Source organism: Halovulum marinum, assembly GCF_009697225.1.
GTDB classification, from domain to species: Bacteria; Pseudomonadota; Alphaproteobacteria; order Rhodobacterales; family Rhodobacteraceae; genus Halovulum; species Halovulum marinum.
Window position 1 is genome coordinate 71,023 of the sequence record NZ_WIND01000017.1, and the last position, 21,994, is coordinate 93,016.

At 69.5% G+C, this 21,994-nt stretch carries 21 protein-coding genes; 17 read left to right on the plus strand and 4 right to left on the minus strand.

Annotated features, from left to right (window positions below):
- The first annotated feature begins 153 nt into the window (after nucleotides 1-153).
- Nucleotides 154-1,182, plus strand: a complete 1,029-nt coding sequence (locus GE300_RS17060; protein WP_154448269.1) for an NADP-dependent oxidoreductase — start codon at nucleotides 154-156, stop codon at nucleotides 1,180-1,182.
- A gap of 594 nt (nucleotides 1,183-1,776) precedes the next feature.
- On the opposite strand, the gene GE300_RS17065 is transcribed toward GE300_RS17060, so the two are convergent.
- Nucleotides 1,777-3,735, minus strand: coding sequence for a bifunctional 2',3'-cyclic-nucleotide 2'-phosphodiesterase/3'-nucleotidase (locus tag GE300_RS17065; protein ID WP_154448271.1), 1,959 nt, complete (start codon nucleotides 3,733-3,735; stop codon nucleotides 1,777-1,779).
- A gap of 159 nt (nucleotides 3,736-3,894) precedes the next feature.
- Here GE300_RS17065 and GE300_RS17070 point away from each other — a divergent pair, with 159 nt between their 5' ends.
- From GE300_RS17070 to GE300_RS17095, 6 genes are read left to right on the plus strand one after another with little or no spacing between them, the layout of a single operon-like run.
- Entirely contained in the window at nucleotides 3,895-5,004 is a 1,110-nt protein-coding gene (locus GE300_RS17070) for a LacI family DNA-binding transcriptional regulator (RefSeq protein WP_154448273.1), read from the plus strand.
- 20 nt (nucleotides 5,005-5,024) lie between these two features.
- The gene (locus tag GE300_RS17075) at nucleotides 5,025-6,377 is read left to right on the plus strand and encodes an ABC transporter substrate-binding protein (RefSeq protein ID WP_407647731.1); all 1,353 of its coding nucleotides are present in this window, start codon (nucleotides 5,025-5,027) and stop codon (nucleotides 6,375-6,377) included.
- A 57-nt stretch (nucleotides 6,378-6,434) separates the two neighbouring features.
- Nucleotides 6,435-7,682 (plus strand): carbohydrate ABC transporter permease, encoded by a 1,248-nt coding sequence (locus GE300_RS17080; protein ID WP_154448275.1) that lies wholly within the window; start codon nucleotides 6,435-6,437, stop codon nucleotides 7,680-7,682.
- On the plus strand, nucleotides 7,679-8,908 hold the full coding sequence (locus GE300_RS17085; protein WP_154448277.1) for a carbohydrate ABC transporter permease: 1,230 nt from the start codon (nucleotides 7,679-7,681) through the stop codon (nucleotides 8,906-8,908). The genes GE300_RS17080 and GE300_RS17085 overlap by 4 nt, the downstream gene beginning before the upstream one ends.
- 35 nt (nucleotides 8,909-8,943) lie before the next feature.
- Nucleotides 8,944-10,200, plus strand: coding sequence for an MGH1-like glycoside hydrolase domain-containing protein (locus tag GE300_RS17090; RefSeq protein ID WP_154448279.1), 1,257 nt, complete (start codon nucleotides 8,944-8,946; stop codon nucleotides 10,198-10,200).
- Nucleotides 10,200-11,246 carry an ABC transporter ATP-binding protein gene (locus tag GE300_RS17095; RefSeq protein WP_154448281.1) on the plus strand — a complete coding sequence of 349 codons (1,047 nt, stop codon included), beginning with the start codon at nucleotides 10,200-10,202 and terminating at the stop codon, nucleotides 11,244-11,246. Before GE300_RS17090 ends, GE300_RS17095 begins: the two co-directional genes overlap by 1 nt.
- Nucleotides 11,247-11,265: 19 nt before the next feature.
- Here GE300_RS17095 and gcvA read toward each other — a convergent pair whose 3' ends face one another.
- Nucleotides 11,266-12,189 (minus strand): transcriptional regulator GcvA, encoded by a 924-nt coding sequence (gcvA, locus tag GE300_RS17100; protein ID WP_233417127.1) that lies wholly within the window; start codon nucleotides 12,187-12,189, stop codon nucleotides 11,266-11,268.
- A gap of 177 nt (nucleotides 12,190-12,366) precedes the next feature.
- Here gcvA and GE300_RS17105 point away from each other — a divergent pair, with 177 nt between their 5' ends.
- The 6 genes from GE300_RS17105 (at nucleotide 12,367) to maiA (ending at nucleotide 18,556) form a co-directional block, all read left to right on the plus strand.
- Nucleotides 12,367-12,870: a DUF1127 domain-containing protein gene (locus tag GE300_RS17105; protein ID WP_154448285.1), complete on the plus strand. Its 504-nt coding sequence runs from the start codon at nucleotides 12,367-12,369 to the stop codon at nucleotides 12,868-12,870.
- 223 nt (nucleotides 12,871-13,093) lie between these two features.
- Nucleotides 13,094-14,197, plus strand: coding sequence for a 4-hydroxyphenylpyruvate dioxygenase (gene hppD, locus GE300_RS17110; protein ID WP_154448287.1), 1,104 nt, complete (start codon nucleotides 13,094-13,096; stop codon nucleotides 14,195-14,197).
- A 10-nt stretch (nucleotides 14,198-14,207) separates the two neighbouring features.
- Nucleotides 14,208-15,077, plus strand: coding sequence for a phenylalanine 4-monooxygenase (gene phhA, locus GE300_RS17115; RefSeq protein ID WP_154448289.1), 870 nt, complete (start codon nucleotides 14,208-14,210; stop codon nucleotides 15,075-15,077).
- A gap of 26 nt (nucleotides 15,078-15,103) precedes the next feature.
- On the plus strand, nucleotides 15,104-16,474 hold the full coding sequence (gene hmgA, locus GE300_RS17120; RefSeq protein ID WP_154448291.1) for a homogentisate 1,2-dioxygenase: 1,371 nt from the start codon (nucleotides 15,104-15,106) through the stop codon (nucleotides 16,472-16,474).
- A gap of 55 nt (nucleotides 16,475-16,529) precedes the next feature.
- Complete coding sequence (gene fahA / locus GE300_RS17125) at nucleotides 16,530-17,798, plus strand: fumarylacetoacetase (RefSeq protein WP_154448293.1); 1,269 nt, start codon at nucleotides 16,530-16,532, stop codon at nucleotides 17,796-17,798.
- A gap of 119 nt (nucleotides 17,799-17,917) precedes the next feature.
- Complete coding sequence (maiA, locus tag GE300_RS17130) at nucleotides 17,918-18,556, plus strand: maleylacetoacetate isomerase (RefSeq protein WP_154448295.1); 639 nt, start codon at nucleotides 17,918-17,920, stop codon at nucleotides 18,554-18,556.
- Nucleotides 18,557-18,562: 6 nt separating this feature from the next.
- Here maiA and GE300_RS17135 read toward each other — a convergent pair whose 3' ends face one another.
- Complete coding sequence (locus tag GE300_RS17135) at nucleotides 18,563-19,087, minus strand: MarR family winged helix-turn-helix transcriptional regulator (RefSeq protein ID WP_154448297.1); 525 nt, start codon at nucleotides 19,085-19,087, stop codon at nucleotides 18,563-18,565.
- A gap of 235 nt (nucleotides 19,088-19,322) precedes the next feature.
- On the opposite strand from GE300_RS17135, the gene GE300_RS17140 reads away from it, so the two are divergent.
- From GE300_RS17140 to GE300_RS17155, 4 genes are all read left to right on the plus strand, one after another.
- Complete coding sequence (locus GE300_RS17140) at nucleotides 19,323-19,976, plus strand: CoA transferase subunit A (RefSeq protein WP_154448299.1); 654 nt, start codon at nucleotides 19,323-19,325, stop codon at nucleotides 19,974-19,976.
- Nucleotides 19,973-20,599 (plus strand): 3-oxoacid CoA-transferase subunit B, encoded by a 627-nt coding sequence (locus GE300_RS17145; RefSeq protein ID WP_154448301.1) that lies wholly within the window; start codon nucleotides 19,973-19,975, stop codon nucleotides 20,597-20,599. The genes GE300_RS17140 and GE300_RS17145 overlap by 4 nt, the downstream gene beginning before the upstream one ends.
- Before the next feature lie 508 nt (nucleotides 20,600-21,107).
- Nucleotides 21,108-21,263: a hypothetical protein gene (locus tag GE300_RS23915; RefSeq protein WP_407647732.1), complete on the plus strand. Its 156-nt coding sequence runs from the start codon at nucleotides 21,108-21,110 to the stop codon at nucleotides 21,261-21,263.
- A gap of 262 nt (nucleotides 21,264-21,525) precedes the next feature.
- Nucleotides 21,526-21,825, plus strand: a complete 300-nt coding sequence (locus tag GE300_RS17155; RefSeq protein WP_154448303.1) for a hypothetical protein — start codon at nucleotides 21,526-21,528, stop codon at nucleotides 21,823-21,825.
- A 59-nt stretch (nucleotides 21,826-21,884) separates the two neighbouring features.
- On the opposite strand, the gene GE300_RS23920 is transcribed toward GE300_RS17155, so the two are convergent.
- A partial coding sequence (locus tag GE300_RS23920) for an integrase core domain-containing protein (RefSeq protein ID WP_154448305.1) occupies nucleotides 21,885-21,994 on the minus strand: 110 nt, incomplete at its 5' end.

Below are 21,994 nucleotides of genomic sequence, written 5' to 3' on the forward strand. Positions count from 1 at the left end.
TCCTCCCCGGGACTAAGGTTTTGCGGTCACGCTAGGACCGGCGCAGCGTTTTTGCAACCGGTTTCAAAAACTTCCGCCCGCCTTATCCGGCGCAACCGCGTTGAAGGCGAATGTGCCGCCCCCACCTGAAGGAGGCAACCGAAAGAGGCTCCCATGACCAACAAGATGCAGCGCATCGTCCTCGCCAGCCGTCCGCGCGGCGCGGCGAGCAGCGACAATTTCCGCCTGGAAACCGCCGACATCCCCGCGCCGGGGCCGGGCGAGGTGCTGGTCCGCACCCTGTTCCTGTCGCTCGATCCCTACATGCGCGGCCGGATGAGCGCGGCGAAATCCTACTCCGCCCCGGTCGAGGTCGGCGCGACCATGGGCGGCGGCACCGTCTCCGAGGTCGTCGACAGCAACGCCGCCGGGGTCCGGCCCGGCGACATCGTGCTGGGCATGGGCGGCTGGGCCACCCATGCGGTGCTGCCGGCGGACCAGGTGCGCAAGGTCGATCCCGCGGTCGCGCCCGTCTCCACCGCGCTGGGCGTGCTCGGCATGCCCGGCTTCACCGGCTGGTACGGGCTGACCCAGATCGGCCGGCCGAAACCGGGCGAGACGCTGGTGGTCGGCGCCGCCACCGGCCCGGTCGGCTCGATGGTGGGCCAGCTTGCCAGGGCCGGGGGCCTGCGCGCGGTCGGCGTCGCCGGCGGCGCCGAGAAGTGCCGGTTCGCGGTCGAGCAGCTGGGCTTCGACGCCTGCATCGACCACCGCGCGCACGCCAGCGCCGACAGCCTGCGCGAGGCGCTGAAGGACGCGGCCCCGGACGGCATCGACATCTACTTCGAGAACGTCGCCGGCAAGACGCTGGAAGCGGTGCTGCCGCAGATGAACGTGCACGGCCGCATCCCGTTGTGCGGCACGGTCGCCTGGTACCAGGGCGGTTCCGACGCCGACCACGACCAGCTGCCCGCGGCCTGGCGCGGGATCCTGACCCGCCGGCTGACCGTGGGCGGCTTCATCATCGCCGACCACTACGACCGGTTCCCCGCGTTCCTCGGCGAGGTCGCGCCGCAGGTCGCGTCCGGCCGGATCGTCTATCGCGAGGATGTCGCCGAGGGGCTCGAGAACGCCCCCGAGGCGTTCCTCGGCATGCTGAAGGGCCGGAACTTCGGCAAGCAGCTGGTGCGCGTGGCCGGGTGAGGCGCATGCCAAAGGGGGGGGGCGATGCGCCGGGACCGGACGGCTGCGCGTGCCCGCCGGCGCCCGGCAGCCTTTCGGGCCCGACCCCGACCTAACCTGACCCGACCCCGGCCCGACCCCGGCGCGGTGCGCTACGCCGGCACGATCTCGTCCGGTCGCGACCACCGCCTGCAGCGCCTGCCGGACCATCTGCCGAAGGACGCCGCCGTCACCCGGTGATCCCGACCGGGCCGCAGCCGGCGGACCGCCCCCGCCGGACGCGGCCTCCCGCGTCGGTCCTCGCCTCCGGTGGCTTCCGCCCGGGCGGGCCGGCCGCTCGCGCTGCGATCCCCGGCGCGTGGACCATCGCCCCCATCGACGATTGCGGCGGCCACGGACGGCCGGGCCATCTTCGCGGCCCCGCCGCGATCTGCACCGCGGTTCGCGACGCCGCGGTGCGCCCTGAACGCGTGCCGCATCACCGAGGTTCGGCGCGTTAACGAAGTTTCTGGATTCATTCTCCGATGAAATTCATGGGCTTAAGGGTGTTCTCACGGTGAAATCGCCGGTTTTCACCGTGCGACCCACCCGCCTCCGCGTGCCGCGCCGCCGGGGCTAGAGCGTGATCCGGAACAGCGCGAACCCGTCCGGCCCGTCGCCCGCCGGCTCGATCGTGACCCCCTCGACGTCCGCCGCATAGTCCCGCGCCCTGGGGCCGGTCTCGAACAGCACCGTGGTGCCGGGCATCGGCTTGAAGGTCCAGTTCGCGTCGGCGCCGGGGCTGATCGTGCCCTGCTCGACGATGTAGCGGACGATCACGTCGCGGTTGGTATCCGGCCCCTCGAAGATCGTGGTCTCGGGCGAGGCGCCGGGGAAGGCGCCGCCGCCGCCGGCGCGGTAGTTGTTGGTGGCGATCACGAACTTCTGCGCCGGGTCGATCGGCGCGCCGTTGTAGGTCAGATCGACGATCCGGCTGGCGTCCGGGTTCGCCACGTTGCCGTCGGTGTCGAACTTCGACGGCTGGCTCAGGTCGATCCTGTACTCGACGCCGTCGATCACGTCGAAATTGTAGCTCGGGAACGCGGGGTTCAGCAGCGCGGCGTCGGTGGCCCCCGGCGCGACCTGGTTGAAAATCCCGGCCGAGCGCTCCAGCCAGTCCCTGACCTGCGCCCCGGTGACCAGCACCGCGCGGGCGGTGTTCGGATAGAGGTACAGGTCCGCGACGTTCTTGATCGCCACGTCGCCCGCCGGCACGTCGGTGTAGTACTCCGGCCCGCCCCGGCCCCCGGCCTTGAACGGCGCGGCGGCGGACAGCAGCGGCAGGCCCTCGTACTCGGTGCCCTTCAGCATCTGCGCGATGTACCAGGTCTGCGCGATCGAGACGATCTGCACCGACGGGTCATCCGCCACCAGCGCGAAATAGCTGTGCAGCGGCGCGTCGCTCTTGCCCACCGCGCGGCGGACATAGGCCAGCGTTTCGTCGTGCGCCTTCCGGACCGAGTCCAGCACCGGCTGGTGGCTTTCGACCAGCGCGGTGACCGAGCGATCCTCGTTCCGCTGCGAGATCGGCCGGGCGGCGGTTTCGTGGGTGGCGACGCGCCAGGAATTGCCGTCCCGCTCCAGCATCAGGTCGATCAGCCCCATGTGGCTACCCCAGAACCCGCCCATCGCGGCGGGCTTGCCGTGGATCGTGCCGGCCTCGGCATCGACCATCTCGGCGTCGGCATAGTCGGGGCCGGGAAACACCAGGTGGTGATGCCCGGTCAGGATCGCGTCGATGCCGTCGAGGGCCGCCAGCGGCACGCTCGCGTTCTCCATCCCGTCGCCATGCCGCGCCGGGCCGATCCCCGAATGGCTGAGCGCGATGACGATGTCGGCGCCGTCCTCGCGGATCTGCGGCACCCAGGCCTTCGCGGTCTCGACGATGTCTCGGGTCCGGACGTTGCCCTCCAGGTGGCGGCGGTCCCAGTTCATGATCTGAGGCGGCACGAAGCCGATGATGCCGATGCGGATCGGATGGCTCTCGCCGGCGCCGTCGGTGATCTGCCGCTCGAGGATCACATACGGCTTGATCAGCGTGGCATCGGCTGTCGGCGCGGCGCCCATGTCCTTGACCACGTTGGCCGAGACCACCGGGAAGTCGGCGCCGGCCAGGGATTTCATCAGGAAATCCAGGCCGTAGTTGAACTCGTGGTTGCCCAGCGTCGAGGCGTCGAAACCGACCGCGTTCATCGCCTGGATGACCGGGTGCAGATCGCCCTCCTTCATGCCGCGCTCGTAGGCGATGTAGTCGCCCATCGGGTTGCCCTGCAGGAAGTCGCCGTTGTCCAGCAGCAGGCTGTTCGACGCCTCGGCGCGGATGCCCTCGATCAGGCTGGCGGTACGGGCCAGGCCGACCGTGTCGACCGGTTTGTCGGCGTAGTAGTCGTAGGGGAAGACGTGCACGTGCAGGTCCGTCGTTTCCATGATTCGCAGGTGCGCCTGACCGGCGGCGGCGCGCGCCGAGAACGGGTGCAGGGCGATGAGGCCGGCAGTGCCGGCAAGAAATCCGCGGCGGCTGAGAAGCAGCGTCATGGCGTGAGAGATCCCGTTGTTCCGTTGCGATCGCCGCACTCTAGCACCGTGCCGGTGACAGCGGGATGAAAACGCCCGCGCTTCCGTTTCCGGAAAAACAGCGCAATTTCCTGTTGCCGAAACCGGTTTCGTAACGAATCTTCGGCGTCGGAGGAAAACATGATCTCACCCGCAAAGGGCACGCCGAAGATGCGCCCGCGAGTCACCATCAACGACCTGGCCGAGGCCCTGGGACTGACCAAGGGCACCGTGTCGCGTGCGCTGAACGACTATCCCGACATCTCGCCCAGCACCCGGACCCGGGTCCGCCACCAGGCCGAGATGATGGGCTATCGTCCGCTCAGCCACGCGCAGGCGATCCGCACCGGGCGGGCGCGCTCGCTGGGTCTCGTGCTGCAGGACGACGAGGCCGGCAGCCACCGGCCGTTCCTGGCCGAATTCGTCGCCGGGATCACCCATGCCGCCAGCGCGGCCAACTGGACTCTGACCATCGCCACCGCCCGCACCGAGCAGGGCGTGCTGGAGACGATGGAGCGGCTGACCGACGAGCGGAAGGCCGACGGCTTCATCGTGCCGCGGACCCTGCGCCACGACCCGCGGGTCGAACTGCTGCGCCGGCTGGAGAAGCCGTTCGTGCTGTTCGGCCGGGTCGAGGAAATGGACGGCTGCGCCTGGTACGACATCAGCGGCGAGGACGCGATGCGCGACGCGGTGCTGCGGCTGGCCGGCTTCGGTCACCGGCGCATCGCCTATGTCGGCGGCGGCGATCGGTACAACTTCACCGGGCTGCGGCGGCAGGGCTTTCTGGCCGGGCTGGACGCCGCCGGGCTGCGCGCCGAGCCGCGGCTGATATGCGACGGCGGCATGACCGCGATCGACGGGCGCGAGGCGATCACCGGCCTGATGCGGCTGCCCGAGCCGCCGACCGGCATCGTCTTCGCCGTCGACCGGGTGGCGCTGGGCGGCTACCGCGCCGCGGCGCGGCTGGGTCTGGCGGTGGGGCGCGAGCTGTCGATCATCAGCTATGACGGCGTGCCCGAGGGCGCCTATGCGACCCCGGCGCTGACCTCGTTCGCGGTCGACAGCCGCCGCGCCGGCGAACGGCTGGCCGAAATGCTTCTGGCGCTGGTCCACGGCGCCGAACCCGAGACCCTGCGCGCGCTGGAACCCGCGCGCCTGGTCGCCGGCGGCTCGGACGGGCCGCCGGCGCTGGACCCGGCGGCGCTGGCCGCGCGGGTCGCACTTGCCGACAGCAATTCCAGTCAATGAAAACCCGAGGGAGGGACCACATGACCACACTGAGCAAACGCACCACGGTGCGCCTGATGCTGGCGGCCACGGCGGCGCTGATCGCGACGCCGTCGCTTGCCGACATCCGCTTCTGGACCACCGAGACGCAGCCGCCGCGCCTTGCCCTGCAGCAGGAAATGGCGACTGCCTTCGAGGAAGAGACCGGCATCGCCGTCGAGGTGATTCCGGTCGAGGAAAGCGACCTGGGCACCCGCGCCACCGCCGCCTTCGCCGCCGGCGACCTGCCCGACGTGATCTATCACACGCTGCAGTACGCGCTGCCCTGGGTCGAGGCCGGCATCCTGGACGCCGAGGCCGCGACCGAGGTGGTCGAGAGCCTGGGCCGAGACACCTTCGCCCCCGCACCGCTGGACCTGGCCGCGACCGAGGATGGCGTCGCGTCGGTTCCGGTGGACGGCTGGACGCAGATGATCGTCTATCGCAAGGACCTGTTCGACGAGGCGGGCCTGGAGGCGCCGACCAGCTATGCCGCGGTGACCGCCGCGATCGAGGCGCTGCACAACCCGCCCGAGCTGTTCGGCTTCGTCGCTGCCACCAAGGTCGACGAGAACTTCATGTCCCAGGTGCTGGAGCACGTGTTCCTTGCCAACGGCGTCAGCCCGGTGGACGAGAGCGGCTTCAAGGGCTTCGACGAGGCCGCCACCATCGAGGTGCTGGAGTTCTACAAGGCGCTGGCCGATGCCTCGCCCGAGGGCGAGCTTTACTGGGACCAGTCGCGCTCGCTGTACTTCTCGGGGCAGGCGGCGATGATCATCTGGTCGCCGTTCATCCTGGACGAGCTGGCGGGCCTGCGCGACGACGCGCCGCCGACCATCACCGACGATCCGACCTCGTCCGAGCTGGCCTCCAGGACCGGGATCGTGACCAACTTCTCGGGGCCGTCGAACCCGGACGGCGCGGCCTGGGGCGACGTGCGCTACTTCGGCATCACCGCCGACGCGGACTTCGACGAGGCGCAGGCGTTCATCGAGTACGCGATGGACGAGGGCTATACCCAGACGCTGTCGATCGCGCCCGAGGGCAAGTTCCCGGTGCGGCGCGGCAATGCCGAAAACCCCGAGGCCTTCATCGAGGCCTGGTCCAGGCTGGACGTCGGCGTCGACCGCAAGGCGCCGCTGTCGGAGCTGTATGACGCGGCGATGATCGACGAGATCGTCGGCGGCCTCGACGTGGCGCAGCGCTGGGGCGTCGCGGAAGGCCAGCTGGCGCTGGCGTCCAAGATCATCAACAGCCAGGTCATCAACCGCGTCGTGCGCGAGTACATCGACGGCCGGATCGAGGCCGCCGAGGCCGTCGCCAAGATGAACGAGGAACTGGCCGCGATCGAGTGATCCGGCCGGCGGGCGGCGGCCTTTGCGCCGCCCGCATCACTCCGACAGGAGACCGACATGACCATTGCCACTCCGCCACGCGGCGCGGGGCCGCTGGCCCGGCGTGAGGCCCGGCTTGCCTGGGGCCTGCTGGCGCCCACCATCATCAGCGTCGCGCTGGTCGTCGTGCTGCCGCTGCTGTCCATCTTCTGGATCAGCGTCAAGCCGATCAGCCTGGCCGACCTGCGGCCACCTGCTCCGGTGGTGCGCGAGGCCCTGCGCGGCGATACCGGCGCCGCGGGTGACGCGGCGCGGCTGCAATACCGCATCCGCAACTCGAGCCGGGACAAGCCGATCACAGGCGTGATCCTGACGGACACGATTCCCGCCGGGCTGCAGGCGGGCGAGCTGGATCCGCGCTGCGTGCTGGAAGGTCCGAGCCTGCGCTGCGACCTGGGCGACCTGGACGGCGGTGCGCGCGACGAGATCGAGGTCCCGCTCACCGTCGCGCAGGCGTGGCTGGACGCCGGCAGCCCCGACCCCGAGGAGACGGCGGCGGCCATCACCGGCCGGTCCGACAACGTCCTGACCAACCTGCAGTTTTCCGGCGAGAACTTCGCCCGCGTGTTCAACGGCGACGAGTTCTGGGGCGTGCTCTGGGTGACGCTGTTCTATACCGTATTCGGCACCGTCGGCGCGCTGCTCATGGGGCTGTTCGCGGCGATGCTGCTGAACAAGTCGTTCAAGGGGCAGGGGATCCTGCGCGGCCTCTACCTGTTTCCCTACGTCGCGCCGGTGATCGCGGTCGCCTTCACCTGGGTGACGCTGTTCGACCCGTTCTCGGGCTCGGCCAACGCGCTGCTGATCCAGATGGGCGTGACCGAAGGCGCGATCAACTTCTTCGGCGAGCGGCCGCTGGCGCTGATCATGGTGACGGTGTTCGAGATCTGGCGCTACTTCCCGCTGAGCTTCCTGTTCATCCTCGCCCGGATGCAGTCGATCGACACCGACATGTACGAGGCGGCGGACATGGACGGCGCCAGCCCGTTCCAGAAGTTCTGGTATCTGTCGATGCCACAGCTGCTGGGGATCCTGTCGGTGCTGTTCCTGCTGCGCTTCATCTGGACCTTCAACAAGTTCGACGACATCTTCCTGCTGACGGGGGGCAACGCGGGCACCCGCACGCTGACCGTCAACGTCTACGAGCAGGCCTTCGCGGTGTCGAACATCGGCGCGGGCGCGGCGGTGGCGGTGGTGATCTTCTGCTGCCTGCTGGCGTTCTCGTACGTCTTCTTCCGTTACATGAGCCAGGAGGAGGGGCTATGAGCCACCTGCGTTACGGATACGTCGCGGGGCCGGCGATCGGCGCGCTCTGGGCGCTGACCATGGCCGTGCTCGCCTGCGTCACGGTCAGCTTCGCGACCGGCCAGGGGCTGCGCCCGTCGGCGCTGTCGGCGCTGGCCATCGGCGCCTGGGCCGGCTTCGCGATGCTGCCCGCCGGCGGCCGCCCGCAGGGGCAGCGGCTGGCCTGGATCGCGGGGCTGGCGCTGGTGCCGCTGGCGCTGACCTTCCTGGTCCGGCCCGCGATCGCGGGGGCGGACGGCACCGGCAGCGGCGCGCTGCTGATCGCCTGGGCGCTGTTCCTGGCGACAGGGCTGCTGCCGCTGCCGATGATCATGAAGGAGCTGCCCTTCGGCGCCGCCACGCGGCACGAGTTCGAGGATGCGGTGATCCGCTTCCTGACCGGCTTCGGCTACGTCTTCTTCACTGCGATCGTCGCCATCCCGTTCTACGTCATGGTGATGACCAGCCTGAAGAACCAGCAGCAACTCATTCAGAACCCGCTGGATTTCACCATCGACATCGGCCAGGGCTGGGGCCTGTTCCGCAGCTATGTGGAACTGTTCCGGGATTTCGACTTCGGCACCTACCTGTGGATCTCGCTGGTGGTGTCGCTGCTGACGGTGTTCATCACCCTGCTGTTCTCGGTGCCGGGCGCCTACGCGGTCGCGCGGCTGCGGTTCCGGGGCCGGGCGGCGTTCTCGCGCTCGATCCTGCTGATCTACATGGTGCCGATGATCGTGCTGGCGCTGCCGATCTACATCGCCTTCTCGATGACCGGGCTGCGCAACTCGATCCTGGGGCTGGTGATGATCTACCCGGTGACCACGATCCCGGTCGCGCTGTACATGCTGCAGGGCTATTTCCGCGGCCTGCCGGCCGAGGTCGAGGAGGCGGGGCTGATGGACGGCCTCGGCCGCCTGGCGGTGATCTGGAAGATCACCATGCCGCTGTCGCTGCCGGCGCTGGCGAGCGTGTCGCTGTACGTCTTCATGATCGCCTGGAACGAGTTCCTGCTGGCGTTCATGCTGCTGGACGATCCGTCGAAATTCACCCTGACCCGGGGCGTGGCGATGCTGAACTCGTCGGAGGTGCCGCGGCAGAACCTGATGGCGGGCGCGGTCGTGGCGACGGTGCCGATCATGGTGCTGTTCCTGGGGCTCGAACGCTTCATGACCCGCGGGCTGACCGCCGGCTCGGTGAAAGGATGACCGGCCGCGCGCCGGAAACAGGAAAGATCCAACCAATGACCGATTATCAAGCACTCGACGACGAGGCCCGGAAGATCCTGCGGGACAACGACCGGGGCAGCTACACGGTGCCGACCGACGGGCTGTACCCGTACCAGTGGAACTGGGACAGCGCGTTCGCCGCGATGGGCTTCGCCGGGTCCGACCCGGACCGCGCCTGGACCGAGCTGGAGACGCTGTTCAGCGGCCAGTGGCAGAACGGCATGGTGCCGCATATCCTGTTCCACAAGCCCGACCCCGGCTATTTCCCCGGCCCGGACGTGTGGGGCTGCAGCGGGCCGATCCCCTCCTCGGGCATCAGCCAGCCGCCGATCGCGGCGACCATGGCCCGCAAGGTCTGGGAGCAGGACAAGGGCGCCGGCCACCCGCGGATGAGCGCGCTGGTGCCGAAGATCGCCGCCTGGCACCGCTGGTTCATGCAGTGGCGCACCGACCGGGGCGCGGTCTGCATCACCCACCCCTGGGAGGCCGGCCGCGACAACGCCTGCGACTGGGACGGCGCGATGGCCGCGATCGACCCGCAGGGCGTGGGCGAATACACCCGCCGCGACACCGGCCACGTGGACCCGGCGATGCGGCCCACCAAGCAGGACTACGACCGCTATATCTGGCTGGTCCAGCGCGGCCGCCGGCTGGAGTGGGACGAGGAGCAGATGGCCCGCGACACGCCGTTCCGCGTCGCCGATCCGGGCATGACCTTCATGCTGCTGCGCGCCACCCGCGACCTGCGCGCAATGGCCGAGGCGACCGGCTTCGACACCGACGAGATCGATGCCTGGATCACCCGGCTGCGCGCCGGCGTCGAGACGCTGTGGAATGCCGAGCTGGGCAGCTACGACTCGCGCGACGTGGTGAACGGCGGGTTCGCGCAGTGCGTCTCGAACGCGTCGTTCCTGAACTGGTACGCCGGGATCGAGAATGCGGACATGCTGGCGCAGCTGGACCGGGTGATGGACGCGGTGCCCCACGGCGTGCCGAGCTACGATCCCGAGGGGCCGAAGTTCGACGCCAAACGCTACTGGCGCGGGCCGACCTGGGGGATCGTCAACACGCTGATCGCCTGGGGGCTTGAGGACTGCGGCCACGCGGCGCAGGCCGAGCGGGTGCGACGCACCACGCGCGACCTGATCGCCGAGCACGGCTTTGCCGAGTATTTCGATCCGATCGACGGCAGCCCCGCGGGCGGCGGCCGCTTCACCTGGACGGCGGCCATCTGGCTGGCCTGGGCCACCCCCGCTGCAGGAGGCAACTGATGGGCGCGATCAAGCTGCAGAACGTCGAGAAATGGTACGGCGACGTCCAGGTCATCAAGGGGATCGAGCTGGAGATCCGCAACGGCGAGTTCGTCGTCTTCGTCGGCCCATCGGGCTGCGGCAAGTCCACGCTGCTGCGGATGATCGGCGGGCTCGAGGAGATCTCGCGCGGGGAACTGCTGATCGACGGGCGCGAGGTCACCTCCGAGCCGCCGTCGAAGCGCGGGCTGACGATGGTGTTCCAGTCCTACGCGCTGTACCCGCACATGAGCGTCGGCGACAACATGGGCTTTTCGCTGAAGACCGCCGGCGCGCCGAAGGCCGAGATCGAGCAGAAGGTGAACGAAGCCGCGCGGATCCTGAAGCTGGAGCCGTTCCTCGACCGCCGGCCCAAGGCGCTGTCGGGCGGGCAGCGGCAGCGGGTGGCGATCGGCCGCTCGATCGTGCGCGACCCGACCGCGTTCCTGTTCGACGAGCCGCTGTCCAACCTCGACGCCGCGCTGCGGGTCGAGATGCGCTACGAAATCGCCAAGCTGCACCAGAACCTGGACGCGACAATGATCTACGTCACCCACGACCAGATCGAGGCGATGACGCTGGCGGACCGGATCGTGGTGCTGGACGCGGGCCACATCGCGCAGGTGGGCAGCCCGCGCGAGCTGTACGAGACACCGGCGAACCTGTTCGTCGCGCAGTTCATCGGCAGCCCGAAGATGAACATCCTGCCGTGCCGCACCGCGGACGGCCAGTTCACCCCCGAGGGCGGCCGCCCCGCGCCCTTCGATCGCTCGCGGCCTGCGGTCGGGGTCGGCATCCGCCCCGAGCACATCGTCATCGGCGCGGCGGGCGAGGGCGGCGCCGACGGCACCGTGGACGTGCTGGAATACCTCGGCTCGGACACGTTCGTGATCGTCGACGGCGGCCCGCTGGGGCAGATCACCGTGCGCGCCGAAAGCGATTGCCCGCACCGGCCCGGCGACCGGATCGGCCTGATCCTGCCGCCCGAGAAGCTGCACTTCTTCGACGAGGACGGGCAGGCGGTCTGATCCCGCGCCGCCGCCGCCGTCACCCGCCGGCGGCGGCGACCTCGTCCAGCACCCAGGCCCGGAACGCCGCGATCTTCGGCTGCTCGGCGGTCTCGGGCGGGTAGACCAGGAAGTAGGCGAAGCTGGTGCGGTCCCGCTCGCCCGGCGGGAACGGCCGCACCAGCCGTCCGGCGGCAAGATCGTCCGCCACCAGCGAGCGCGTCACCAGCGCCACGCCGTGCCCCTCCAGCGCCGCCTGCACCGCCATGCTGTCGATGCTGAAGCGCAGTCCCGCCTCGGAGTCGATGCCGGTGACGCCCGCCGCGCGCAGCCACATCGGCCAACTGGGCGCGTCCGGCTCCTGCATCGTCCAGGCGATGTGCAGCAGCGTGTGCCGGCACAGATCGTCCGGCGTGCGCAGCGGCGGCGTGCCCGACGCCAGCGCCGGGCTGCACACCGGGAACGCGGTCTCGCCGGTCAGCCGATCGGCGCGCAGCCGGCCGTAATGGCCGCGGCCGTAGCGCAGCGCCAGGTCGACGTCCTCGGTGCCGTCGAAGCGGGTCAGCGAATCCGAGGCGTCGATCCGGATCTCGTACTCCGGGTGCCGGGCGCGGAACCGCTCCAGCCGCGGCAGCAGCCATTTCGAGGCGAACGAAGGCGCGGCGCTGATCGTCAGCACCCGGTCGCGGGCCGCGGGCCGCGACCGCATCCGCGCCGCAGCCTCGGCCAGCCGGGCGAAGCCCTCGGTCAGCACCGGCGCGGCGGCGGCGCCGGCCTCGGTCAGCGCCAGCGCCCGGGTCAGGCGGCGGAACAGCGGCTGGCCGACGAACTCCTCCAGCGCGCGCACCTGCTGGCTGATCGCCGCGGGGGTGACGTGCAGTTCCTCGGCGGCGGCCTTGAAGCTCAGGTGGCGGGCCGCGGCCTCGAACGCACGCAGGCCGGTCAGCGGGGGCAGGGGGCTCATCACTGCGATTCCCATGAATTAGATTTGCTTTTGCGTCTGCTCAGAAGTTCTCGTTTGTTTCCGTGTGTTGGCAGAACGATATTGGCTTTACGGGAAAGGCGCCAGAGGTGTCGTTCCACCGGATCAGCGATAACCGAAGCACCGCGTGCGCGGCTGGCGCCGCGGAAAGGAGACCTGATGTATATCTCGCATGCCTGGCTGTTCGCCCATTCCTCGCCCGAGATGGCCGAGGTCCACCGTCTCGCCACCGAGGCGCGCGCCGCCGCCGTGTACGCCACCTGGCGGCGGGCGCGGTCCCGTCTCGGTCGCCTGTTCGCCGCGTTCGGGCGCATCCGGCTCGCCCGCCGGCAGCGCCGCAACCTGGCCACGCTTCAGGCGCTTCCGCCGGAGCTGCTGCGCGACATCGGTCTGGCCGAGGGCGAATTGCGGGACATCGCCGAGGTGACGGCGCGCCATGCCGGCCCGGACGGGCTGACGGTCGCGGCGGCCCGGCGTCTTGCCGCCTCCGAAGCCGCCTCGGCGGCCGGCGAGCCGGCACCGGTTCCGCAGCCGATCCCGCAGCCGGTGCGGCTGACGGTGGTCGCCGCGCCGCGCCGCGCCGCGCGGCGGTCAGGCAAGGCACCGGTGATCCCGCTGCCGGCACTGGCGGGCCCGCGCCCCGCCGCCTGCGCCCACTGCTGAGGCGGCCGGCCGCCGCCGCGGCGCGCCCGCAAGCGCGCCGCGGCGAAACCTGTTGGCACAGACCCGCCTTCGTTTGCTCATGCAACCTGAATGTTGACAATGCACCATCTCCGGCGCACTCTTCAGGCTGTGGCTGGCCACGAGTCGGCCATCCCGCGGGCCGGGACATCCGGGACGGCAAGGGTGGGCACGTAACCCCTGCCGGCAAACGATGAGGTCGCCTATGGGGCCGTTTCCGCACGACGCACCGAAAGCCAGGATCGACGACAACAATGTCGCCGGAACCGACGGGTTCGAATTCGTCGAGTTCGCACATCCCGAGGCCGGAAAGCTCGAAGCCCTGTTCGCGCGCATGGGCTACGCCGAGGTCGCGCGCCACCGCAGCAAGGACATATCGCTCTACCGGCAGGGCGACATCAACTATCTGGTGAACCGCGAGCCGGACTCGCACGCCGCGCGGTTCGTCACGCAGCACGGGCCCTGCGCGCCGGCGATGGCCTGGCGGGTGGTGGACGCCCGGCACGCGCTGAAATGCGCGCTGGACTACGGGGCCGAGGAATACACCGGCCCGGGCAAGAGCATGGACGTGCCTGCGGTCGTCGGCATCGGCGGCTCGCTGCTGTACTTCATCGACAGATACGGCGCCGACGGCTCGTGCTACGAGGACGAATTCGACTGGCTGGGCGAGGCCGATCCCCACCCCGAAGGCGCGGGCTTCTACTATATCGACCACCTGACCCACAACGTCGAACGCGGCAACATGTCGACCTGGTACGATTTCTACGCCAAGGCGTTCAATTTCCGCGAGATCCGCTTCTTCGACATCAAGGGCAAGCAGACTGGGCTGTTCAGCCGCGCGCTGACCTCGCCCGACCAGAAGATCCGCATCCCGATCAACGAGAGCGCCGACGAGAACAGCCAGATCGAGGAGTACCTGCGCCGCTACAAGGGCGAGGGCATCCAGCACATCGCCGTCGGCACCGAGGACATCTATGCCGCCACCGACCGGATCGCCGCGAACGGCATCGCCTTCATGCCGCCGCCGCCGCCGGTCTACTACGACATGAGCCACGAGCGGGTGAAGGACCACGGCGAGCCGGTCGGGAAGCTGAAGAAGCACGGCATCCTGATCGACGGCGAGGGGGTCGTCGACGGCGGCGAGACGCGGGTGCTGCTGCAGATCTTCTCGAAGACGGTGATCGGCCCGATCTTCTTCGAGTTCATCCAGCGCAAGGGCGACGACGGCTTCGGCGAAGGCAACTTCAAGGCGCTGTTCGAATCGATCGAGGCCGACCAGATCGCCCGCGGCGTGCTGCAGGCCGAGTAGGGAGGCGGCGATGAACGTCACCCGGACAGACCCCGCCCGCAGCCGCTACGCCGACGCGCCGCAGGCCGCCGATCACACCATCGACCAGCAGTGGGAGGCCTACTCCCCGGCCGAGCACGGGCGCTGGGACCGGCTGTTCGCCCGGTCCCGCGAGGTGCTGGAGGGGCGGGCCTGCGCGCCGTTCCTCGACGCGGTCGCGAAGCTGCGGCTGTCCTCGGGCGGGATACCGCACATGCGCCGGCTGAGCGACCGGCTGGAGCGGATGACCGGCTGGCGGGTGGTCGCGGTGCGCGGTCTGGTCCCGGACGAGGTGTTCTTCGACCACCTCGCCAACCGCCGCTTTCCGGCCGGCGCCTTCATCCGGTCCGAGGCCGAGATGGACTATATCGAGGAGCCGGACGTGTTTCACGACATCTTCGGCCACGTCCCGCTGCTGGCCGATCCGACCTATGCCGCCTATCTCGAGGCCTATGGCCGCGCCGGGGCGCGGGCGATGGCGCGCGGGCGGCTGAAGAACCTGGCGCGGCTGTACTGGTACACGGTCGAGTTCGGCCTGATCGAGGAGGCCGGCGCGCTGCGGCTGTTCGGCGCCGGGATCATGTCCTCGACCGCCGAGAGCATGTTCGCGCTGGAAGATCCGTCGCCGCACCGGGTGCGGTTCGACCTGGGGCGGGTGATGCGCACCGACTACATCATCGACGACTTCCAGCAGGTGTACTTCGTCATCGACAGCTTCGAGGCGCTGCTGGCCGAGTGCGAGCGCGATTTCGGCCCGCTGTACGACCGGCTGGCCGAGGCGGCCGCGATCCCGCCCGACCGGCTGATCGACAGCGACTGCGTCCTGCACCGGGGCACGCTGGACTATTTCCGCAAGACCTGAGCGTCTTCGCCGGGGGGAGCATCGCCATGGATACCAGGACCCACGAGCTTGTCATCGCGCAGAGCCGGGCGAAGTACAACGAGGGCTACATGCCCGGCTTCGGCAACGACTTCGAGACCGAGGCGGTCGAGGGCGCGCTGCCGATCGGGCAGAACTCGCCGCAGCGCTGCCCGTACGGGCTTTATGCCGAGCAGTTGTCGGGCACGCCGTTCACCGCGCCGCGGGCCAGCAACGAGCGCACCTGGCTGTACCGGATGCGGCCCACGGTGCAGCACTTCGCGCAGATGACGCGGATCGAGCTGCCGGATTTCCGCTCGGCCCCGACCGCGGGCGAAAGCGGCCTGCCGCTGGCGCCGATGCGCTGGGACCCGGCGCCGGTCCCCGAGGATGCCGGAAGCTGGCTGGCGGGCATGCGCACCATCGCCACCGGCGGCGACGTGCTGACCCAGACCGGCTACGCGATCCACACCTACGCCGTCACCGAGGGCATGGATACCGAGGTGTTCTACAACGCCGACGGCGAGATGCTGGTGGTGCCCGAGGTCGGCGCGCTGCGCTTCTTCACCGAGATGGGGGTGATCGACATCGCACCGGGCGAGATCGCCGTGCTGCCGCGCGGCCTGAAGTACAAGGTGCTGCTGAATGGCGACGCCCGGTGCCGCGGCTATGTCTGCGAGAACTACGGCGGCGCCTTCTCGGTGCCCGAGCGCGGACCGATCGGCGCCAACTGCCTGGCCAACCCGCGCGATTTCCTGACCCCGGTCGCGGCCTATGAATGGAAGGACGGCGTGCGCCACGGGCTGACGGTGAAATGGTGCGGCCAGTTCCACCGCTGCGAGATCGACCACAGCCCGCTGGACGTGGTCGCCTGGCACGGCAACTATGCGCCCTACAAGTACAACCTGCGGCACTATTCGCCGGTCGGGCCGATCCGCAACGACCATGCCGATCCGTCGATCTTCACCGTGCTGACCGCACCCAGCGGCGAGCCGGGGACCGCGAACATCGATTTCGTGATCTTCCCGCCGCGCTGGCTGGTGGCCGAGAACTCGTTCCGCCCGCCCTGGTACCACATGAACGTGATGTCCGAGTTCATGGGCCTGATCGAAGGCGTCTACGACGCCAAGCCCGAAGGCTTCGTGCCCGGCGGGATGTCGATCCACAACATGATGCTGCCGCACGGCCCGGACGCCGAGGCGTTCTACAAGGCGTCGCTGAAGCACCTTGAGCCGGAGAAGCTGGACAACACGCTGGCCTTCATGTTCGAGACCCGGTTCCCGCAGCAGCTGACCAAATACGCCGCCGGGCTGCCGACCCTGCAGGCGTCCTACCCGGACGTGTGGACGCCGTTGCGCAACCATTTCGATCCGACCCGCCGCGACTGGACCGGCGAATGAGCCGGGCGTTCCGGTCGCCGCCGCGTGCGGCTTGCCCGCCCGGGGGAGGGCCGGCATGGGCGGTCTGAACGCCACCCACGATCCGGCGCGCCGCAGCTGGATCGACAGCGCCAACGCGCCCGGCACCGACTTCCCGATCCAGAACCTGCCCTGGGGCGTGTTCTCGGAACCGGGCGGCCCGAAGCGCGTCGGCGTCGCCATCGGCGCGCACATCCTGGACGTGACCGCGGCCGAGACCGCCGGGCTGGTGCGCGCCTCGGACGCGCCGGTATTCGGCGGCGGCACGCTCAACGCCTTCATGGCGCTGCCGCAGGACGTCTGGTCGCGGACCCGCGCGCAACTGGCCGATCTGCTGGACGCCGGGCGCGGGCCCCGCGACGGGCTGGTGCTGGTCGCGCAGGCGGACGCGCGGATGCATCTGCCGGTTTTCGTGCGCGGCTTCACCGATTTCTACGCCTCGAAGGAGCACGCCAGCAACGTCGGCGCGATGTTCCGCGGTCCCGAGAACGCGCTGATGCCGAACTGGCTGCACATCCCGATCGGCTACAACGGGCGCGCCTCGACGGTGGTGGTGTCGGGCACGCCGATCCGGCGGCCTCTGGGCCAGCTGAAGGCGCCGGCGGACGCGGCGCCGCGGCTGGGGCCGTCGCGGAAGCTGGACATCGAGCTGGAACTGGGCGCGATCGTCGGCACGCCCTCGGCGATGGGCCGGCCGGTCACCACCGCGCAGGCCTATGACATGATCTTCGGCTTCGTGCTGCTGAACGACTGGTCGGCGCGCGACATCCAGCTGTGGGAATACCAGCCGCTGGGGCCGTTCCAGTCCAAGGCGTTCGGCACCTCGATCGGCCCCTGGATCGTCACCCGCGAGGCGCTGGAGCCGTATCGCGCCGCCACGCCCGAGCGGGCCGGGCCGCTGCTGCCCTATCTGCACGAGGCGACGCCGAACAACTTCGACATCCTGCTGGAGATCGACCTGGCGCCCGCGGGCGGTGCGCCCACCACCATCAGCCGCACCAACGCCCGTCACCTGTACTACTCGGCCGCGCAGCAGCTGGCGCATCACGCGCTGTCGGGCTGTGCGATGGAAACCGGCGATCTGCTGGGCTCGGGCACGATCTCGGGGCCGGCGCGGGGCAGCTGCGGCTCGCTGCTGGAACTGACCTGGAACGGGCGCGATCCGCTGCCCATCGACGGCGGTACCCGCACCTTCGTCGAGGACGGCGACACGCTGACCCTGCGCGGCTGGTGCGAGGGCGCCGGGCGGATCGGCTTCGGCGCCTGCACCGGCACGATCCTGCCCGCGCCGCCTGCGCCGGCGTAGCCCGGCGGGGTGGGCAACGGAGGAGGCGCGGATGGAAAGGGCGGGGGCCGATCCGTGCCGCCGGCGGGCCGGCGGGCTTGCGGGCCGGGGTGAGCCGGAGTGAAACGGGAGAGGCGGCGATGGGCATCACGCTCCATGACTACTGGCGCTCGTCGGCCAGCTACCGGGTGCGGATCGCGCTGGGGCTCAAGGGGCTCGGCTGGACCTCGGCGCCGGTGGACCTGCGCACGCGCGAGAACCGGGCGCCCGCGCACCTGAAGCGCAACCCGCAGGGGCTGGTGCCGGTGCTGGACATCGACGGCCACCGGCTGACCCAGTCGCTGGCGATCATCGAATATCTCGACGAGACCCGGCCCGCGCCGCCGCTGCTGCCGGCCGACCCGACCGAACGTGCCCGGCTGCGTGCCGTGGCCCATGCGGTGGCGATGGAGATCGCGCCGGTCAACAACCTCAGCGTCGTGGCGCATGTCGAGGATCTGACCGGCAGTGCGCAGGCGCGGCCGGACTGGATGCGCCACTTCATGCTGCCGGGACTGCACGCGGTCGAGGCGCTGCTGGATCATCCGGCGACCGGGCCGTTCTGCCACGGCGCCGCGCCGGGGCTGGCCGATATCTGCGTGGTGCCGCAGGTCTACAACGCCGAGCGGTGGCAGATCCCGCTGGACCGGATGCCGCGGATCCGCGCCGTCGCCGCCGCCTGCGCCGCGGTTCCGGCCTTCGTCGCCGCGCACCCCGACCGCGCCCGCCCTGCCGTCTGACCGGCGTCAGTCGCGCGCCGCGGCCATCGAGGCCGGCGCCGCTTCGGGCTGCTCCAGCTCCAGCGCCAGATGGCGCGAGATCTTGTCGATGGCGCTGCGCAGCGCCATCAGTTCGTCCTCGTCCAGCAGGTCGGCGAACACCTTCTGCCGCGATTCCAGCATCGGCTGCACCTCGGACAGGATGGCGCGCCCGGCCGGGGTCAGGTTCAGCAGTTTCTTGCGGCGGTTGTTCGGGTCGGTCTGCTGCGCCAGCAGGCCGCGGGCCAGCAGGTCCGACACCGCGCGGCTGATCTGCGCGCGGTCGATCACCATCAGCCGGCTCAGGTCCGCCGCCGTGGTCTGGCCGAAGATCGAGAGCACCATCAGGATCCGGTACCAGGTCAGCCCCAGCTCGTGCGGGGCCAGCTGCTTGGCCGCGTGGCTGTCCAGCAGCTTCGACAGCCGGCTGATCCGGAACGACAGCCGCCGTTCCAACTCGGCCAGGGCGGCGAGGCGGTGCTGCATGCGTTCCGGGTCGTCGAGAAAGGCCATCTGCGGTCCCTTGTCGTTGATCGGGCAACACTTTCGATGTTACGTCACGAAAGGTGCGGTGCAGACAATATAACCGGATTCCGAGCCGGGGTGCGATGCCTGCCGGTCAGAAAGTGCGATGAGGCGACGTCCGCCGCGCGGGCGCGATCCGGTGGTGAAGCCGGGCGGCGATCCCGTATAATGGAAGTTGGTCGCGGGGCGGACGGTGCCGGCGGCGGCGGTGGGAGAGGACGGCATGAAACAGGCGATCCGCGCGACCGAGTTGGCGGCGCTGGTGCCCGACGGCGCCACGGTGATGATCGGCGGCTTCATGGGCGTGGGCTCGCCCGAGCGGCTGATCGACGCGCTGGTGACCTGCGGTCGGCGCGGGCTGACGGTGATCGCCAACGACAGCGCGGTGCCGGGCGTGGGCGTCGGCAAGCTGGTCACGGCCGGGGCGGTCGTCCGGCTGGTCGCCTCGCACATCGGGCTGAACCCCGAGACGCAGGCGCGGATGAACGCCGGCGAGATCGCGGTGGAACTGGTGCCCCAGGGCACGCTGGTCGAGCGTATCCGCGCCGCCGGCGTCGGCCTTGGCGGGGTGCTGACGCCCACCGGCCTCGGCACCCCGGTCGAGGACGGCAAGCCGGTGATCGAGGTCGAGGGCCGGCGCTATCTGCTGGAGACGCCGCTGCGCGCCGACGTGGCGCTGATCGCCGCGCGGCGGGCGGACTACGTCGGCAACCTCGAATACTTCCTGACCGCGCAGAACTTCAACCCGGTGATGGCGATGGCCGCGAAGCTGGTCATCGCCGAACCCGAGCACATCGTGCCGGTGGGGGTGATCCCGCCCGACGCGGTCCGCACCCCCGGCGCGCTGGTCGACCACGTTCTGGGGAGGGCGACATGACCGACGCCAGGGAAGTGATCGCCCGGCGGGTGGCGGCAGAGATCCGGCCCGGCACGCTTGTCAACCTGGGGATCGGGCTGCCCAGCCTGGTGGCGAACTACATTCCCGCCGATTTCGGCGTGTTCTTCCAGGCCGAGAACGGCGTGATCGGCATGGGCGCGCGCCCGCCGGAAGGGATGCAGGACCCGGATCTGACCGACGCCGGCGGCGGCTTCATCACCGCGGTGCCGGGGGCGGCGGCGATCGACAGCGCGATGAGCTTCGGGCTGATCCGCGGCGGGCACATCGACGTGACCGTGCTGGGCGGGCTGGAGGTCGACGAACGCGGGCGGCTGGCCAACTGGATGATCCCGGGCAAGATGGTGCCCGGCATGGGCGGGGCCATGGATCTGGTGACCGGCGCGCGGCGGGTGATCGTGGCGATGACCCACACCAACAAGGACCGGCCGAAGATCGTCGCGCGCACCGAACTGCCGCTGACCTCGGCGCGGCCGGTGGACCTGATCGTGACCGAGATGGCGGTGCTGGCGCCCACGCCTGACGGGCTGAGGCTGCTGGAGGTCGCGCCGGGGCACGACGCCGCACAGGTCCGCCGGGCGACCGGCGCGGCATTGTCGGACTAGAGCCTGCCCAGCGCGTGCGGTGGGCCGGGGTTTCGCCGCTGTGGCCGGTCCGCGGCGAACAGATGCGCCTTGGCCGGGACACTCCGGTCGCCGACCTCGGCGCCAAAACCCGCGATCGCGCCACGCCGCCTCGCTCAGTCGGCGTGGCACCGAGTAGCAATTGGTAACGAACCGCGCGCGGCACATCTTCGGGACCGAGGCGGGCGCCGTCTGGAAGCCATCGAACCGGGTTCGGACGCCGATTACCCCGACACTGGATAAAATTGCCATGCCTGTTCACAGACTTGCCCACGCACCGCTTGGCCTTGCTTTCGCAAATCATCTTGGCCCTGGCGCTGCGAAGTGCTGAATTGGTCTTACCACGGCAGGAGAACCAGATGCGGGCGGAAAAAGAGGCGTCGAAGTCCGAGAAAATCGTGAGTCACCTTCGCGACGCCATCGTCACCGGCGAGCTCATCTCCAGCGCCGGCAGCAGACCGCGATCAGCGAGGACAGGTTTCCGGAACTGATCGAATGCCACCGCGCCATCTACCGCGCGATCGTCAGGAAGGACGAGGCGCTCGCGGAGGATGAACTCCGGGAGCACTTCGATTTCTCGAGCAAGCTTGAGACCGAGCAGAAGCTGAAGGGCATCGTCGCGAGAAGTGCCCAGGGCGACGGATGACGCGGCCACCGCGGTGTCCGGGAGCCAGATGAACCGATTCAATCACGGGAGGAAACTAGCTGATGGGGTCTTGAAGTTACCTGTGCACCGCAGCGCTGGTGACGCTGGCGCTGGAAAAGCGTAAAGCATCTCAGATGCACCGCGGCGCCGGGTGCCGGACTGAGTGGTGGGTCAGGCGTACGCGAACTCCTGGAATGGCCTTCATTCTGCCGGAATTCTGAGTGGATGTGCGAGTTGCATTGTCCTCTGGAAGGCTTCACGAATGACCAATTCGGTCCCCCTTAAACCTACCGCTACGCCCTATGCGTTGCTGCTCGCTTTTCATGCCGTCCTTGGCGGCTTGGTACTCTCGTCCGCCGACAGCAAGCTATATTTCTTCGGAACGCCGCTCCTCATTGCCCTTTGCGGCACAGCGATCGCTCAATTTGCACGCAATGTCGAATATCTCCGCTGGGCCGGGACAGGCATGGCATTCTGGGGCGGGTTGATCATCTTGTCTGGTTTCATCAACGACGGGGGCAGGACCAGCTCCGGGGAGTGGGTGCTCATTGCCATCGGGTGAAGTGGTCCCAGATTTCCGGACAGTACGGCGGCTGATCTAAGGTGTATCCGGGTTAGGTTTCATGCCGCCAGTTTCTGATCACGACCATGCCGATATGCTTCCTTTGGCGTTCTGCGCTCAAGGGAGGAATGGGGCCGTTCGGTGTTGTAGAACGTCATCCAGTTGCTGA

Bases quoted from the DNA above. Each gene is read 5' to 3' on its own strand.
- GE300_RS17060 (WP_154448269.1), top strand. From the start codon at position 154: ATGACCAACAAGATGCAGCGCATCGTCCTCGCCAGCCGTCCGCGCGGC.
- GE300_RS17065 (WP_154448271.1), bottom strand. From the start codon at position 3,735: ATGACGCTGCTTCTCAGCCGCCGCGGATTTCTTGCCGGCACTGCCGGC.
- GE300_RS17070 (WP_154448273.1), top strand. From the start codon at position 3,895: ATGATCTCACCCGCAAAGGGCACGCCGAAGATGCGCCCGCGAGTCACC.
- GE300_RS17075 (WP_407647731.1), top strand. From the start codon at position 5,025: ATGACCACACTGAGCAAACGCACCACGGTGCGCCTGATGCTGGCGGCC.
- GE300_RS17080 (WP_154448275.1), top strand. From the start codon at position 6,435: ATGACCATTGCCACTCCGCCACGCGGCGCGGGGCCGCTGGCCCGGCGT.
- GE300_RS17085 (WP_154448277.1), top strand. From the start codon at position 7,679: ATGAGCCACCTGCGTTACGGATACGTCGCGGGGCCGGCGATCGGCGCG.
- GE300_RS17090 (WP_154448279.1), top strand. From the start codon at position 8,944: ATGACCGATTATCAAGCACTCGACGACGAGGCCCGGAAGATCCTGCGG.
- GE300_RS17095 (WP_154448281.1), top strand. From the start codon at position 10,200: ATGGGCGCGATCAAGCTGCAGAACGTCGAGAAATGGTACGGCGACGTC.
- gcvA (WP_233417127.1), bottom strand. From the start codon at position 12,189: ATGAGCCCCCTGCCCCCGCTGACCGGCCTGCGTGCGTTCGAGGCCGCG.
- GE300_RS17105 (WP_154448285.1), top strand. From the start codon at position 12,367: ATGTATATCTCGCATGCCTGGCTGTTCGCCCATTCCTCGCCCGAGATG.
- hppD (WP_154448287.1), top strand. From the start codon at position 13,094: ATGGGGCCGTTTCCGCACGACGCACCGAAAGCCAGGATCGACGACAAC.
- phhA (WP_154448289.1), top strand. From the start codon at position 14,208: ATGAACGTCACCCGGACAGACCCCGCCCGCAGCCGCTACGCCGACGCG.
- hmgA (WP_154448291.1), top strand. From the start codon at position 15,104: ATGGATACCAGGACCCACGAGCTTGTCATCGCGCAGAGCCGGGCGAAG.
- fahA (WP_154448293.1), top strand. From the start codon at position 16,530: ATGGGCGGTCTGAACGCCACCCACGATCCGGCGCGCCGCAGCTGGATC.
- maiA (WP_154448295.1), top strand. From the start codon at position 17,918: ATGGGCATCACGCTCCATGACTACTGGCGCTCGTCGGCCAGCTACCGG.
- GE300_RS17135 (WP_154448297.1), bottom strand. From the start codon at position 19,087: ATGGCCTTTCTCGACGACCCGGAACGCATGCAGCACCGCCTCGCCGCC.
- GE300_RS17140 (WP_154448299.1), top strand. From the start codon at position 19,323: ATGAAACAGGCGATCCGCGCGACCGAGTTGGCGGCGCTGGTGCCCGAC.
- GE300_RS17145 (WP_154448301.1), top strand. From the start codon at position 19,973: ATGACCGACGCCAGGGAAGTGATCGCCCGGCGGGTGGCGGCAGAGATC.
- GE300_RS17155 (WP_154448303.1), top strand. From the start codon at position 21,526: ATGACCAATTCGGTCCCCCTTAAACCTACCGCTACGCCCTATGCGTTG.